This window comes from Kosakonia oryzae (genome assembly GCF_001658025.2).
GTDB classification, from domain to species: domain Bacteria; phylum Pseudomonadota; class Gammaproteobacteria; order Enterobacterales; family Enterobacteriaceae; genus Kosakonia; species Kosakonia oryzae.
Map to the genome: position 1 here is coordinate 3135999 of NZ_CP014007.2, position 15218 is coordinate 3151216.

16 protein-coding genes are annotated in these 15218 nt (G+C 54.7%); 9 read left to right on the forward strand and 7 right to left on the reverse strand.

Features of this window, described 5'->3' with window-relative positions; translation table 11 throughout:
- Positions 1-59: 59 nt before the first annotated feature.
- Entirely contained in the window at positions 60-920 is an 861-nt protein-coding gene (locus AWR26_RS14985; protein ID WP_064567015.1) for a fructosamine kinase family protein, read from the forward strand.
- A 45-nt stretch (positions 921-965) separates the two neighbouring features.
- On the opposite strand, the gene AWR26_RS14990 is transcribed toward AWR26_RS14985, so the two are convergent.
- On the reverse strand, positions 966-1502 hold the full coding sequence (locus AWR26_RS14990; protein ID WP_064567017.1) for a YniB family protein: 537 nt from the start codon (positions 1500-1502) through the stop codon (positions 966-968).
- Between the two features lie 147 nt (positions 1503-1649).
- Here AWR26_RS14990 and hxpB point away from each other — a divergent pair, with 147 nt between their 5' ends.
- The 4 genes from hxpB to AWR26_RS15010 all read left to right on the forward strand — a co-directional run bounded on the left by hxpB (position 1650) and on the right by AWR26_RS15010 (position 5437).
- Positions 1650-2318 carry a hexitol phosphatase HxpB gene (hxpB, locus tag AWR26_RS14995; RefSeq protein WP_064567018.1) on the forward strand — a complete coding sequence of 223 codons (669 nt, stop codon included), beginning with the start codon at positions 1650-1652 and terminating at the stop codon, positions 2316-2318.
- 147 nt (positions 2319-2465) lie between these two features.
- Positions 2466-3227 (forward strand): 2-dehydro-3-deoxy-D-gluconate 5-dehydrogenase KduD, encoded by a 762-nt coding sequence (kduD, locus tag AWR26_RS15000; RefSeq protein WP_064567020.1) that lies wholly within the window; start codon positions 2466-2468, stop codon positions 3225-3227.
- A gap of 97 nt (positions 3228-3324) precedes the next feature.
- On the forward strand, positions 3325-3915 hold the full coding sequence (locus AWR26_RS15005; protein WP_043953767.1) for a metal-dependent hydrolase: 591 nt from the start codon (positions 3325-3327) through the stop codon (positions 3913-3915).
- 130 nt (positions 3916-4045) lie between these two features.
- Positions 4046-5437: an L-cystine transporter gene (locus tag AWR26_RS15010; RefSeq protein ID WP_064567022.1), complete on the forward strand. Its 1392-nt coding sequence runs from the start codon at positions 4046-4048 to the stop codon at positions 5435-5437.
- Between the two features lie 45 nt (positions 5438-5482).
- Here AWR26_RS15010 and AWR26_RS15015 read toward each other — a convergent pair whose 3' ends face one another.
- Positions 5483-6328, reverse strand: a complete 846-nt coding sequence (locus tag AWR26_RS15015; RefSeq protein ID WP_064567024.1) for a type 1 glutamine amidotransferase domain-containing protein — start codon at positions 6326-6328, stop codon at positions 5483-5485.
- A gap of 99 nt (positions 6329-6427) precedes the next feature.
- Here AWR26_RS15015 and AWR26_RS15020 point away from each other — a divergent pair, with 99 nt between their 5' ends.
- The gene (locus tag AWR26_RS15020) at positions 6428-7345 is read left to right on the forward strand and encodes a LysR family transcriptional regulator (RefSeq protein WP_064567026.1); all 918 of its coding nucleotides are present in this window, start codon (positions 6428-6430) and stop codon (positions 7343-7345) included.
- A gap of 8 nt (positions 7346-7353) precedes the next feature.
- Here AWR26_RS15020 and cedA read toward each other — a convergent pair whose 3' ends face one another.
- Complete coding sequence (gene cedA / locus AWR26_RS15025) at positions 7354-7596, reverse strand: cell division activator CedA (RefSeq protein WP_035886116.1); 243 nt, start codon at positions 7594-7596, stop codon at positions 7354-7356.
- 217 nt (positions 7597-7813) lie between these two features.
- On the opposite strand from cedA, the gene katE reads away from it, so the two are divergent.
- Positions 7814-10066 carry a catalase HPII gene (gene katE / locus AWR26_RS15030; RefSeq protein WP_064567028.1) on the forward strand — a complete coding sequence of 751 codons (2253 nt, stop codon included), beginning with the start codon at positions 7814-7816 and terminating at the stop codon, positions 10064-10066.
- A 54-nt stretch (positions 10067-10120) separates the two neighbouring features.
- Here the strand turns inward: katE and osmE are convergent, their stop codons facing one another.
- Complete coding sequence (osmE, locus tag AWR26_RS15035; protein ID WP_043953773.1) at positions 10121-10459, reverse strand: osmotically-inducible lipoprotein OsmE; 339 nt, start codon at positions 10457-10459, stop codon at positions 10121-10123.
- Positions 10460-10714: 255 nt separating this feature from the next.
- Between osmE and nadE the strand changes: the two genes are divergently transcribed.
- The gene (gene nadE / locus AWR26_RS15040) at positions 10715-11542 is read left to right on the forward strand and encodes an ammonia-dependent NAD(+) synthetase (RefSeq protein WP_043953774.1); all 828 of its coding nucleotides are present in this window, start codon (positions 10715-10717) and stop codon (positions 11540-11542) included.
- Between the two features lie 193 nt (positions 11543-11735).
- Positions 11736-12599, forward strand: coding sequence for an excinuclease Cho (gene cho, locus AWR26_RS15045; RefSeq protein WP_064567029.1), 864 nt, complete (start codon positions 11736-11738; stop codon positions 12597-12599).
- On the opposite strand, the gene ves is transcribed toward cho, so the two are convergent.
- The 3 genes from ves to astE form a co-directional block, all read right to left on the reverse strand.
- The gene (gene ves, locus AWR26_RS15050) at positions 12596-13153 is read right to left on the reverse strand and encodes an environmental stress-induced protein Ves (protein WP_064567031.1); all 558 of its coding nucleotides are present in this window, start codon (positions 13151-13153) and stop codon (positions 12596-12598) included. The genes cho and ves overlap by 4 nt on opposite strands.
- Before the next feature lie 300 nt (positions 13154-13453).
- On the reverse strand, positions 13454-13936 hold the full coding sequence (spy, locus tag AWR26_RS15055) for an ATP-independent periplasmic protein-refolding chaperone Spy (protein ID WP_064567033.1): 483 nt from the start codon (positions 13934-13936) through the stop codon (positions 13454-13456).
- Positions 13937-14250: 314 nt separating this feature from the next.
- Positions 14251-15216: a succinylglutamate desuccinylase gene (gene astE, locus AWR26_RS15060; RefSeq protein WP_064567035.1), complete on the reverse strand. Its 966-nt coding sequence runs from the start codon at positions 15214-15216 to the stop codon at positions 14251-14253.
- Positions 15217-15218 lie beyond the last annotated feature (2 nt).

The window sequence follows — 15218 nt, forward strand, 5'->3', positions numbered from 1 at the left end:
TTTTTCACAGCTTTAGTGCGCTAACCTTATGATCTGGCTGATTACATGGGAGAGACATCATGTGGCAAGCGATAAGTGGTCTGTTACGCGAACAACTGGGAAGTGGCGAGATTGAGCAGCGGGATGAGCTGCCAGGCGGCGAAATCCATGCTGCATGGCATGTCCGTTACGCGGGTCGCGATCTTTTCGTAAAATGCGATGAACGTGAACTGTTGCCTATTTTTACCGCCGAAGCCGATCAGCTCGCGCTGTTGGCGCGCAGCAATACGGTAAAGGTGCCGACGGTGTGCGCAGTAGGCAGCGATCGCGACTACAGCTTTCTGGTCATGGAGTATCTCCCTGCCCGCCCGCTGGATGCGCACAACGCGTTTCTGCTCGGTCAACAACTGGCGCGCCTGCACCAGTGGAGCGATCAACCGCAGTTTGGCCTCGATTTTGATAACGATCTTTCCACCACGCCGCAACCCAATGCCTGGCAGCGCCGCTGGTCAACGTTTTTTGCCGAGCAGCGTATTGGCTGGCAGTTAGAGCTGGCGGCGGAAAAAGGTATGGAGTTCGGCAATATCGACGCCATTGTCGAGCATGTTCAGCAGCGCCTGAGCTCCCACCAGCCGCAGCCGTCCTTACTGCATGGCGATCTGTGGTCCGATAACTGCGCGCTGGGGCCAGACGGCCCTTATATTTACGATCCGGCCTGTTACTGGGGCGATCGTGAGTGCGATCTGGCGATGCTGCCGCTGCATCCGGACCAGCCGCCGCAGATTTACGACGGTTACCAGTCAGTCTCACCGTTGCCCCTCGACTTCCCCGAACGTCAGCCAATCTACCAGCTTTATACGCTCTTCAACCGGGCCATTCTTTTTGGCGGCGAACATCTGCTGAACGCGCAAAAAGCGCTCGATCGCGTACTGGCAGCGTAGAACAGACAGGCCCGGTAGCGTCATTGCTTTCGGGCCTGTTACTGCTTACAGAAAGCCCAGCAGTGAAAAGAAGAAATAGCCCGCGATAATCACAATTACCGGCAGCACATACAGTGGGAAAATTTGCAACAGAATGGTGTGGTGCGGTACGACGATGCGCGCTTCGATCTGTTCGCGAGACAACCCTTCCGGCCCTTTGGCTTGTTCAAGAATCATCTGATTTTCCACCCCTTCACGCAGAAAACGCGCCTGGCGACTCATGCGCGCGCCGGAGGCCTGCAACGCCAGACCAACAAAAATCAGCACATAGATAAGCCAGAACACAATGTTCAGGCTTTGGTGGAAGTCGGGCGTCGGCGAGTTGTACCAGAAAAGGTTAAGAAAAGGCGTATTAAAACGCATCATCTCAATCATGACATGCGCGAAATCCAGCATTACGGCGTTAATACCTGGCTGTTTTTCACTGTGGTCATACATAAATTTCAATACAGAAATGATTGTCGAAATTACGGTCGGAATAAAAATCACCCAACCCAGAACGCGTTTCAGAATAGCGATGCGTCCAGCTTGTTGATACGTCATGGATTCCCCTTGTAAGTGACGCACTGTTTCCGCCTTAGTCTACCTGCTGATAATCATTTTCGCCTGATCTTTAAAGTCGGTATGATGAACGTTTAACCATACTTACCGTTTATTCCCCGGCGACATGCCATAAAAAAGAGAGGTTTTATGACAGCTCCGCGTCAAATTCTTGCTGCCATTTTTGATATGGATGGATTACTTATCGACTCCGAGCCACTCTGGGATCGCGCCGAACTGGAGGTTGTAGCAAGCCTGGGCGTAGACATTAACCGGCGTAATGAATTGCCCGACACGCTCGGTCTGCGCATTGATATGGTGGTGGAGCTCTGGTATGCGCAGCAACCGTGGAATGGCCCGGCTCGCAAAGAAGTCACCGAACGCATTATTCAGCGTGCGATTTCGCTGGTGGAAGAGAAACGCCCGCTGCTGCCAGGCGTACGTGAAGCCATTGCGCTGTGTAAGGCCAACGGCCTGCTGGTCGGGCTGGCCTCTGCGTCGCCGCTACATATGCTGGAAAAGGTGCTGGCGATGTTTGAACTGCGCGACAGCTTTGATGCGCTGGCTTCGGCAGAAAAGCTGCCCTACAGCAAACCACACCCGCAGGTGTACCTGGATTGTGCCGCTAAACTGGGCGTTGATCCGCTGACCTGCGTGGCGTTGGAAGATTCCGTCAATGGCATGATCGCCAGCAAAGCAGCGCGGATGCGCTCGATTGTGGTACCGGATGAAGAACACCACGCCGATCCGCGTTATGTGCTGGCTAACGTCAAGCTCAGCAGCCTCGAACAGCTCACGCTTGCCCATCTTATCGGCTAATCCCGCCGGGGCAGCAGTTTTTGCTGCCCCTTGATTTTATTTTTGAAACATCATTTCATTTTGTTTGTATTTTCCCTTCCCAGCTTCTATTCTGATCCTCAGGCGCTAATGCCCTGTCACAACAATAATGATTACGCCGGAGAGAACATGATACTGGATGCCTTTAAGCTTGCAGGTAGAGTGGCCATTGTGACCGGGTGCGATACCGGTCTCGGTCAGGGAATGACGTTAGGGCTTGCGGAGGCGGGCTGCGATATTGTCGGCGTGGGGCGAAAAATTCCACATGACACGGCCGAACGCGTTCAGGCTCTCGGCCGTCGTTTTGTTTCTGTGCAGGCGGATCTGCGCCACCAGCACGGGCTTGATGACATTGTTAATCAGACGGTGAACCAGCTGGGCCGGGTGGATATTCTGGTGAATAATGCTGGCGCCATTCGACGCTGCGACGCGCTCGATTTCAGCGAGCAGGACTGGGATGATGTCATGAACCTGAATCTGAAGACGGTCTTCTTTCTGTCGCAGGCCGTTGCCCGACAATTTATCGTCCAGGGTAACGGCGGAAAAATTATTAATATTGCCTCGATGCTCTCTTTCCAGGGCGGTATCCGCGTGCCCTCTTATACCGCGTCGAAAAGCGGCGTGTTGGGGTTAACCCGTCTGCTGGCCAATGAGTGGGCACCGCATCAGATTAACGTCAACGCTATCGCGCCAGGTTATATGGCGACCAATAACACCCAGCAACTGCGGGAAGACGCCGAACGCAGCCAGGAGATCCTCTATCGCATTCCCGCCGGGCGCTGGGGCGAGCCTGAAGATCTGAAAGGCGCAGCGGTGTTTCTCGCTTCACCGGCATCCGATTACATCAATGGCTTCACCCTTGCCGTCGATGGCGGCTGGCTGGCGCGTTAATCTGACAGGATTGTGACAAAGAGTTACAACGTCACCTCTTCCGCCTACTGTATAAACATCCTATACTGTATGCATCGACAGTTTAGTGAGTTTGATCATGACGGCGGAAGGACACCTGCTTTTCTCCATTGCCTGCGCGGTGTTTGCCAAAAATGCCGAATTAACACCCGTCCTTGCTCAGGGTGACTGGTGGCATATTGTTCCGTCGGCCATTCTTACCTGCCTGTTACCGGACATCGATCACCCGAAATCCTTTCTCGGCCAGCGACTTAAGTGGATATCAAAACCGGTGGCGCGAGCCTTCGGCCATCGGGGCTTTACGCACAGCCTGCTGGCGGTTTTTCTCTCGCTCGCGCTGTTTACCCTGAAAGTACCGGAAAGCTGGATTGTCCCTGCGGATGCATTACAGGGAATGGTGGTGGGCTATTTGAGCCATATCCTTGCAGATATGCTGACGCCCGCGGGCGTGCCGCTGCTATGGCCTTGTCGCTGGCGCTTTCGCCTGCCGATCCTGGCGCCGCAAAAAGGCAACCAGCTGGAGCGCGTATTATGTATGGCGCTGTTCACCTGGGCGGTGTGGATGCCGCAATCGTTGCCCGAAAACGGTGCAATTCGCTGGTCATCACAGATGATAAACTCGCTGCAAAACCAGTTTAATCGCTTTATTCATCCACAATCCGGCCATTAAACCAGCAATTCTCCTGCTTTTGGCATAAAACATTCCATTTGGATATAAGGCCACCCCGGCACTTCTGCTAACCTTGCGCCACTGGATTAACCGACAAGGTTGACCGAATAATGAAATCAGGAGAACGGGGATGAATCTTCCATTAATCGCGAACGTCGTTGTGTTCGTGGCATTGCTGTTTTTGCTGGCGCAGGCGCGCCACAAACAGTGGAGCCTGGCCAAAAAAGTACTGGTCGGCTTAGGGCTTGGCGTGGTCTTCGGACTGGCGTTGCAGGCTATCTATGGTGCTGACAGCCCGGTACTGAAAGCCTCTATCCAGTGGTTTAACGTGGTTGGAAACGGCTATGTTCAACTGCTGCAAATGATTGTGATGCCGCTGGTATTCGCCTCCATTTTAAGCGCCGTAGCGCGCCTGCATAACGCCTCCCAGTTGGGTAAAATCAGCTTCTTAACCATCGGCACGCTGCTGTTTACTACGCTGATTGCCGCGCTGGTCGGGGTGCTGGTGACTAATCTGTTTGGTCTGACCGCCGAAGGACTGGTGCAGGGAACAGCAGAAACGGCGCGTCTGAATGCCATCCAGAGCAATTATGTCGGTAAAGTGGCCGACCTGACCGTACCGCAACTGCTGCTCTCTTTCGTACCGAAAAATCCGTTTGCCGATCTGACCGGCGCGAACCCGACCTCGATCATCAGCATCGTGATTTTTGCTGCTTTCCTTGGTGTTGCCGCGCTGAAATTGCTGAAAGATGACGCGCCGAAAGGCCAGCGCGTGCTGACCGCTATCGACACGCTGCAAAGCTGGGTGATGAAACTGGTGCGTCTGGTGATGCAGCTTACGCCGTACGGCGTTCTGGCGCTGATGACCAAAGTCGTGGCGGGCTCCAACATTCAGGACATCATCAAGCTGGGTAGCTTTGTTATCGCCTCCTATCTTGGCCTCGGCATTATGTTTGTCGTGCACGGCCTGCTGCTGGGCGTTAACGGCGTCAGCCCGCTGAAATTCTTCCGCAAAGTGTGGCCGGTGCTGACCTTTGCCTTCACCAGCCGTTCCAGCGCGGCGTCAATTCCGCTGAACGTGGAAGCGCAAACCCGCCGTCTGGGCGTACCGGAATCGATCGCCAGCTTCTCGGCCTCTTTTGGTGCAACGATTGGTCAGAATGGCTGTGCAGGTCTCTACCCGGCCATGCTGGCCGTCATGGTGGCCCCCACCGTCGGCATTAACCCGCTGGATCCGGTGTGGATTGCCACGCTGGTCGGGATTGTCACCGTCAGCTCTGCCGGTGTCGCAGGCGTCGGCGGCGGCGCAACGTTTGCCGCGCTGATTGTGCTGCCAGCCATGGGCCTGCCGGTTACGCTGGTCGCGCTGCTGATCTCCGTTGAGCCGCTGATTGATATGGGTCGTACCGCACTGAACGTGAGCGGCTCCATGACCGCCGGGACGCTGACCAGCCAATGGCTGAAGCAGACCGACAAAGCTATTCTGGAGAGCGAAGACGACGCCGAGCTGGCGCATCGTTAAGCCTCATCAATAAAAGGCGGGGAATCTCCCCGCCTTTTTTATATCTCATCGCTTTTTGCTATCCAGCGCAGCAATCAACGTTTTTGCCAGTGCTTGATCCGAGAAAGGATTTTGCCCGGTAATCAGCTCCCGATCCGTCACGACATTAGCCTGCCAGGCTTTGGCAAACGCCATCTTGCCTCCCGCTTGCGCCATCGCCTGCGCCGGGTAGTAACGCAACTTCTCACCCTTCAACGACGCTTCAAAGGCCTGCTCTTCGGCATCGGAGAAAATCGTCATCTTATAGCCCGCATAAATCCAGTTTTTCGCCGTCGCTGGCGTGCCCGTAATCAGCTCCTGCTCAAAAATCTGCGGCTGCTCCTGCGCCGCCAGCAGCGCAATCGGCCCATGACAGATAGCCGCCGTCGGTTTACCGCTGCGGTGGAATTGACGCAGCAGCGCACCCACATCCGCACTCCCTGGCAGGTCGATCAATGGGGCGTGCCCGCCAGGAATAAAGATCCCCGCATTACCCTCCGTTCCTTGCGCCAGCACCTGCTTAAGCGATTTAACGCTGCCTTCGGCAGTCAGTTTGTCCACAACGCCCTTAATGCGCTGCATCTCTTGCGGGTTATTAGCGAAATACATCGGGTCGATCGAGTGCTCATCCGGCAGCGGCTTATTGCCTTTGGGAGTGACAATCGTCAGTGAATATCCGGCTTTGATCAACGCATCAGCAGGCACACCAAACTCATTAAGGTAAAAGCCGGAGGCATAACTTTTCCCCTCTTGCAGCGGCAGCGCGGTCTCGCTGGAGAGCAGCACCAGTACATTGCCTTTCGATGCGGCATAAGTGGTCACGCTGGTTGCCAGCGCAATAACAGCAAGCAAACCCGGTAGCAGTTTTTTCATGGTTGGTTCCCAATAGATTAACAGTGCGAGAAATGTACTGGTTCACTTGTTGTAAATAAATTAACCTGAAAGAACTTTATTGATTACATCAGAGAATAAATGTCACGGTCATTCGAGTCGGTACAACTGGGCAGTATTGAGCTTTTCTGCAAAGCAGCGGAGAGCGGCAGTTTCACTGCGGCGGCGGAAGCGTTGGGGATCACGCCGGCCTCGGTTAGCCGGACAATTGGTCGGCTGGAAACACGGCTTGGCGTCAGGTTGTTTAATCGCACCACCCGCAGCGTAAAATTGACCAGCGATGGCGAATTGTATCGCGCGCAGTGCCAGCAGGCGCTGGATCAGATTGCCGAAGCAGAACGCGCGCTAACCGGGCAACAGCGCCGACCGCAAGGCGTTCTGCGGGTCAGCGTCGGAACGGTTTACGGGCATCACCGCATCGTACCGTTGTTACCGGCGTTTATGGCGGCATACCCGGATATTGAGGTCGAACTTAACATTTCGAATCGCAATATAGATTTTATTGATGACGGCTACGACCTGGCCATTCGGATGGGAGAACCGAAAGACTCCCGCGTCGTGGCTCGCAAGCTGGAGGATGCCAGCGTCGGCGTCTTTGCATCACCAGCATACCTGGCAAACCGCGCACGCCCGCAGACGCTGGAAGCCCTGCGCCAGCACGATTTAATCCAGTTTATTTTACCCAGCACGGGCCGGCCGGTAGCGTGGATTTTCCGCAACGCGCAGGGTGAAAATGAGAATTTCAGTTTCAACAGCCAGCGCAGGGTCCATGAAGATGTGCTGGCGGGTGTAGGCTGGGCGATAGCAGGCGGCGGACTCTTTCAGATCTACCATTTTGTGGCGGCACAGGCTGTGGCTGAAGGACGGCTGGAAGAAGTGATGCAGGAGATGGCTGGCCGTTCGCGTCCGTTTTATCTTCTGTACCCGCAAAACCGGCATCTTTCAGCCAGGGTCAGAGCGTTTGCCGATTATCTTGTCACCGCGCTCCGCCAGCCGTAGCGCCAGAATTACTCTTCGTCGAGTTCGTCCTGCTGGCGCATCTGCGTCGCCCAGCGTTGGGCCGCTTCAGGGACGCTGAAAACCGGTGAACGGTGAAAATTTTCCCCCATCAGCACGAAAGCGACATATTTACCGCGCAGCAGCCAGACATCACGATACCCGTCCACTTTTTCGGCATGATCGGGCGGAGCGGGTTCAACCCGGGGGACATAGCTGATAACGACTCGGTTTTGTTGGCGAAGAGGTTTCATAAGCGATGCATTCACTAAAGACAAAATCTACAGACATGAAAGACCTATCATAGCCGATTGTTGCCCCGCCCGTCGCCTCTGGCGTACTTTTCTCATCTTTTTCATCGAACCGCTATCTGCCGGGCTGGCGGGCAGTAACAGGACAATGTTCTATAGTTAGAGGGGTTTTGCCATAACAACGACCATTTTTCAGTAATGAAAACAGGAGACGAGTTCAATGTCGCACCAGAAAAACGACCCCCAACATGCACCTGTACATGATGCTGACGAATCCCGCCCCGGGCTGGATTCCCTCGCGCCAGAAGATAATTCTCACCGTCCTTCCCCGAAGCCTACTGCGCCAGGCGAACAGCCAACCGCGCCGGGCAGCCTGAAAGCGCCGGATACGTCCAACGACAAACTGAACGCGCTTGAGCCCTTCCGCAAGGGCAGTGAGAATTTTCCACTTACTACCAATCAAGGGGTGCGCATCGCCGACGATCAAAACTCCCTGCGCGCCGGCACCCGTGGCCCCACACTGCTGGAAGATTTCATTCTGCGGGAGAAGATTACCCATTTTGACCATGAGCGCATTCCGGAACGGATCGTGCACGCGCGTGGTTCTGCGGCACACGGCTATTTTCAGCCCTATCGCAGCCTGAGCGACATCACTAAAGCCGATTTTCTCTCCGATCCGGAGAAAATCACGCCGGTTTTTGTCCGCTTCTCCACGGTGCAGGGCGGCGCCGGTTCGGCAGATACCGTGCGTGATATCCGTGGCTTTGCCACCAAGTTTTACACCGAAGAGGGCATTTTTGATCTGGTGGGCAACAACACGCCGATCTTTTTTATTCAGGATGCGCATAAATTCCCGGATTTTGTTCATGCCGTGAAACCGGAACCACACTGGGCAATCCCGCAGGGGCAAAGCGCCCATGACACCTTCTGGGATTACGTCTCTTTGCAACCGGAAACACTGCACAACGTGATGTGGGCGATGTCGGATCGCGGCATTCCTCGCAGTTATCGCACCATGGAAGGGTTCGGCATTCATACCTTCCGGCTGATTAACGCCGAAGGAAAAGCGACCTTTGTGCGCTTCCACTGGAAACCGCTGGCGGGCAAAGCGTCGCTGGTGTGGGATGAGGCGCAAAAATTGACCGGGCGCGATCCGGACTTCCATCGCCGTGAGTTGTGGGAGGCCATTGAAGCGGGCGATTACCCGGAATATGAACTGGGGCTGCAGCTGATCCCTGAAGAAGATGAGTTCAAATTTGATTTTGACCTGCTGGATCCGACCAAACTGATCCCGGAAGAACTGGTGCCGGTGCAACGTGTGGGCAAAATGGTGCTCAACCGTAACCCGGATAATTTCTTCAGCGAAAACGAGCAGGCCGCGTTCCATCCGGGGCATATTGTGCCGGGGCTGGATTTCACCAACGACCCCCTGTTGCAGGGGCGGCTGTTCTCCTACACCGATACGCAAATCAGCCGTCTCGGCGGGCCAAACTTCCATGAAATCCCGATAAATCGCCCTACCTGCCCGTATCACAATTTCCAGCGTGACGGCATGCACCGCATGGATATTGATACCAATCCGGCCAATTATGAACCGAACTCGATCAACGATAACTGGCCGCGGGAAACGCCGCCGGGGCCGAAACGCGGCGGGTTTGAAACGTATCAGGAGCGCGTTGAAGGCCATAAAATCCGCGAGCGCAGCGCCTCTTTTGCCGAGTATTATGCCCACCCACGGCTTTTCTGGCTTAGCCAGACGCCTTTTGAACAGCGCCATATCATCGACGCATTCAGCTTTGAACTGAGTAAAGTGGCGCGCGCCTATATTCGCGAACGTGTTGTTGATCAACTGGCGCATATCGACGTTCATCTGGCACAGGGCGTTGCCGAAAACCTCGGGATTACGCTCAGCGATGAACAGCGCAATATCGCTCCGCCGCCGGACGTTAACGGCCTGAAAAAAGATCCGGCGCTAAGCCTGTATGCGGTTCCGGACGGCAGCGTCAAAGGCCGGGTAGTGGCTGTCCTGCTGCATGATAACGTCAGCGCTACCGATGTACTGAACGTGCTGCAAGGGCTTCAGGCAAAAGGCGTACACAGCAAATTGCTGTATGCCCGCATGGGTGAAGTGACCGCCGATGACGGCTCCAGCCTGCCGGTGGCCGCAACGTTTGCCGGATCGCCCTCGTTGACCGTGGACGGTGTGATCGTCCCCGGCGGCAACGTGAGCGAACTTTTACAAAATGGGGATGCGAAATACTACCTGCTGGAGGCGTATAAGCATCTGAAAACCATTGCGCTGCTGGGCGATGCGCGTCAGTTTAAAGGGCTGCTGGGCGTCGCTGCGCAGGGAGAAGACGGTATCGTGGAAGCGGACTCGGCCTCATCGATGCTGGTGGATGATTTCCTCACCCACCTTGCTGCGCACCGGGTATGGTCGCGAATCGGCAAGATTGACAGCATACCGGCGTAAGATAAAAAAACCGGCCATCAGGCCGGTTTTTTTAATGCTCAGGCAAAAAATAAATTACTGCTTAGTTTGCGGGTCGGTATCGTACTCGGCGCAAGTTTGATAACCGGAATTCATTACGTGGCCAGTTTCATCAAGTGCCACAAAGTAAGTTTCGGTTTTACCGTTACGCTGACCCAGAATGTAGGTCTGGCAGGTACCGCGCGCGTGAATCATAGTGACTTCAGAAGAAGGACGACCTGCAATCTGCATCACCTGCTGGCGGCTCATGCCTTTTTTCACATCTTTCACAACCGGCTGTGTGACCTGATCTTTGGCGCGATCGTAGGCAGTACACCCTGCCAGCATGGTCAGTACAGCGGCGGCACCCAGAATTCCTGCGATGTTTTTATTCATATTCCATCCTCTTTAGTATCCGCTTGTGTATCAGCGTGTTATCTAAGCCTGGAATATAAAAGTGCATTTTTCAACTATGGGTTGCCGATGGCATTTCTTTCGGAAAAATCTAATGAAAGTGACATAAGCTGCTAAAACGCAGCAAATTGCGCCACTCAAATCTGTGATCCTTGTCGTTTTACCGCCAAAGGGTTAATTTGGCTCTATATTAACTATTTGCAACCTGCCAGGCAGGATTACATAACGGAGGGGTAAATGACTCTGCAACAAGAGATTATTCAGGCGCTGGGCGTGAAGCCGGGCATCAACGCCGAAGAGGAAGTTCGCCGCAGCGTGGATTTTCTGAAAACCTATCTGAAGACGTTTCCCTTTATTAAATCGCTGGTGCTCGGCATCAGCGGCGGCCAGGATTCCACGCTGACCGGCAAAATCAGCCAGTTGGCTATCAGCGAACTGCGCGCGGAAACCGGCGATGAAGCGTATCAGTTTATCGCGGTGCGTCTGCCTTACGGCGCGCAGGCAGATGAGCAAGATTGCCAGGATGCCATCGGCTTTATCCAGCCGGATCGCGTATTGACCGTGAACATCAAAGGCGCAGTGCTGGCGAGCGAACAGGCACTGCGCGATGCCGGCATTGAGCTGAGCGATTTTGTTCGCGGCAACGAGAAAGCCCGTGAACGTATGAAAGCGCAGTACAGCATCGCTGGCATGACCAAAGGTGTGGTGGTCGGCACCGATCACGCCGCTGAAGCGGTAACCGGCTTCTTCACTAAATACGGCGATGGCGGTACCGACATCAACCCGATTTTCCGCCTGAATAAACGTCAGGGGAAACAACTGCTGGCGTATCTGGGCTGCCCGGAACATCTCTATAAGAAAGCGCCAACGGCGGATCTGGAAGACGATCGCCCGTCGCTGCCTGATGAAGCTGCGCTGGGTGTCACCTACGAAAATATCGATGATTATCTGGAAGGCAAAACGCTGGATGCCGGTATCGCCAAAATCATCGAAGGCTGGTATCTGAAAACCGAACACAAACGCCGCCCGCCGATTACCGTTTTCGATGACTTCTGGAAAAAATAATTCCTGAAATTCATCTTGATCTTATCAGGCCTGCGCGTCGGGCCTGATAAGCGTCACGCCCTCTGCGTTCATCCCCCGCTCCCTGAAGCTGTCACCGCTTTCCCGACCTGCGCACATCATCACCTGTTTGCCACTTTTTTAGCCTGCCGTTAGTTGTTATACTGGATGGGTAAACAGTATCAGGAGTTTCTGAGTGGCAAGGCGTCAATCCGCGCCGCGTCTCGAATTTGACGCAGCGGCAATTTATGAATACCCCGAACATTTACGCCAGTGGCTGGAGGCCATGCCAAAGCACCCTGGCGTCTATATTTTTCATGGTGAAAGCGAGGCGATGCCGCTGTACATCGGCAAAAGCGTCAATATCCGCAGCCGGGTGCTGTCGCATATGCGCACCCCGGATGAAGCCTCAATGCTGCGCCAGTCCAGGCGCATCAGTTGGATCTGCACCGCCGGAGAGTTGGGTGCGTTGCTGCTGGAAGCCCGGCTGATCAAAGAGCAGCAGCCGCTGTTTAATAAACGTCTGCGCCGCAATCGCCAGCTCTGCTCGCTACTGCTCGGCGGCGAGAAACCGCAGGTAGTCTATGCACGCGAAGTGGATTTTTCCGCCACGCCGGAGCTCCACGGGTTGTTCGCCAACCGCCGCGCAGCGCTACAGGCGCTACAATCCATCGCCGATGACGAAAAGCTCTGCTACGGCCTGCTGGGGCTGGAGGCGGTCACGCGCGGTCGTCCCTGCTTTCGCTCAGCGCTGCAACGCTGCGCCGGCGCATGCAGCGGCAGAGAACCGCGTGAAGCGCACGATGCGCGATTCGCGGCGGCAATGGCGCGCATGAAGCTGGTGTGCTGGCCCTGGCAAGGGCCGGTCGGATTAAAAGAGAGTTTCGGCGCGATGACGCAATATCACATCATTCACAACTGGCTGTGGCTGGGTTCGGTTAACACCCTGGACGAGGCCACCGCGCTGCTGCGCACGCCAGCCGGGTTCGACCATGATGGTTACAAAATACTCTGCAAGCCGCTGCTCAGCGGCGAGCATGAAATCATTAACCTGGATTAATGCCCGGGCAGCCAGCTGATTTCACTGAACAGCAACTGCCCTTCTGGCTTCAACAGCCGCAGCGTATGCCGCCCTTCCTGCCAGCAAGCGCCCTGATCGGCGGTTAACAGTTTATCCCCCAGTTGCCAGGCGCCGCTAAGAATAAACACCACGCCGCCGCGCGCCCCGAAGGTGGTAAACGTACGATCGGCAATGCGCACTTTTGCCTGACAACGGTCGCGGCGCGTCAGGATATTAAAATCCATCGACATTTTCCCTTCCGACAGTTCCACTTTCACCGACTGTTCACCGGCAAAGGTAAAGGGCTGATGATGTTTCAGGGTGTGGCGGAAAACGCTACCGCCATCCAGCGTCACTTCGCCACCTTCCAGCAGGGTTATGACCCGATCGACGCCGGGGAACTGCGGAAACTCACCGTTACTTGCCAGTGAAGCAATACTGGCGCGCCAGTTAAAATCGCGGGTAGCGGGCGGAAAACAGCAAATCTCCCGGGTTTCGCCCGCACCATTACGCCAGAGATTCACCGGCATTTTGCGAATATCAAAGTATTCCATCATCACTCCTGAAGGGCGCGATCATGCGATCCGCGCCGCTGCTTCAGCAGGCAGCTTGTTATTGTTTATTGTCGTTGTCGGATTATCGGCAGCAGCAACAATTTGCCTTAGGCCACAGCGTAACCAGACATGTAAAAAAATATAAATTTCAGATAAGTAACGCACCCAAGAAGAGGGGTTTCACGAGAATACCGCGCCACGGGCGGCTGGCAAGAGGGAAGAAAAGAAAAACCGCCGATTCTGCCCATCACGTACTGCATGCAATGGGCAAAACCGGCGGTCTTGATAGGGGGTGCTGAATTATTCAGCAGGTGCAGGAGGCATTTTACCTTCCGGTGCCGGACGTTCTGTCAGACGCTTCTCAAAATTCGCATTGAACTGCTTTTTCTGTTCCGGCGTCAGAATGTTGTAAATTTTGTTCTGCGTTTCCATGTGTCTCAGCATGCCAGCTTTATGCTGTTCTTCCATTTTCGCGATCTGTGCTTCCGCTTTCGCTTTATCGAAGCTGTCGCTGGTGATGATGTCATGCATTGCACGCATCTCTTCAACCCGCGGACGTTTCATCTCATCGCGCTGGCTTTTCATAATTTCGCGGATCTGCTGTTTCTGTGCATCGGTCAGATTCAGGCCTCTGAACATCATATCGTGCGGACCTTTACCCTTGTGGTGCATCATCATCGGCTTACCATCAGCAGGTGCAGCCGTTGTATCGTCGGCGTGCGCCAGGCCAGCAGCGCCAAAAGCCAGGGTAGAGGCAACAAACAGGGCAGTCAATTTACGCATAATATTATTCCTTACTTCGGTTTTACTTACGGCGATTGCCGTGTTGACGCTATTTACTTTACCGTCTTTATCGTCAATTAATCAGAGCGACAGTAAAACAATGAAAGTGTAAAGACTCTTTTTACGTCAAATGTGAGGGAAATAAGGATAAACAGTGGAGAGTTGAAAATTAAATAATCAATACATTGATTAATAAGGAATTATGAAGATTATAAAGCAACAGTGGTTAATAATAAACCCAGCAACCAGGATTTTTCCGTAATTTATTTTAAAAGCCACTAAAAAATAAGCCCTGTGGTAACAGGGCTGAGGTATTAGTTTATTTTTTCTAGCATTAATCCGGCGCGCAAACCCACAGCGACACCAGGATTCGGAAAGAGCACATACTCTTCATCATGCTGCACAACGTAGCGTTCACCGCGATCTTCCGCCAGCAGCGTCCCGGCGCTGAAAGGCGTAAAGTTCAGCGTTTCGGCTGACATATACAGTTTGAACGCCTCGCTGTGCCGCGTCAGTTGCTGCACAACCCGGTAACGCACCGGCGCACCCTGCGTGTCCGGCGCAGGTTCACCGGCCAGCAGCGCTGCCAGCGCCCAGGCGGTACGCTGAAACTGGCTGAGATCGTTCTCGCCAAACGGCAGCGCTTTGCCCAGCTCCAGCGTACAGGCCAGCGCCTCAAATTGCGCGCACGTGAAGTGGGTAAACGTGCCGCCCGGCGCCTGATGGAACACCAGCGCTTCCAGCCCTGCCGAGCCCAGCCACTCCAGAAACAGCTCGTCCCACGGCTGCGCACGCTGCGGCAGCACGCCGAAACGCACATGATGCGATCCGCGAATCGCCGTATGCAGATCGAGGTGCCAGCGCTCTTCATCGCCACCGGCAAAAAAGTGGGTAACCGCGCGTTCAAGCTGCGCGGCACGCACCGTTTCATCACTGGGCGGAAGTTGCTGCCAGCGTCCACCAAACATGCGATTCAAATCGCTATGCAGAAAACGCTTTCCTTCCCTCAGCGCCTGCGGGTTGCCAAGGATGACCAACAGCCGCCAGGTCAGTGGCTGCGTGCCGGAAAACAGATTTTTCAGCAGAATGTCCAGCATCTCCACCGGCGCGGTTTCATTGCCGTGAATGGCGCAGGAGAGCACCAGCGAGCGCCCGGTAGGGTGCGGCGGCACCAGTTCAAGGATCCCTTGCTCGTGCCACAACCAGTGAATACCGCCCGACTCCCCTGACATTTTACGCGGGATGTCACCCGATAACGTGGTGGCAAGAAAGTTATCCATAC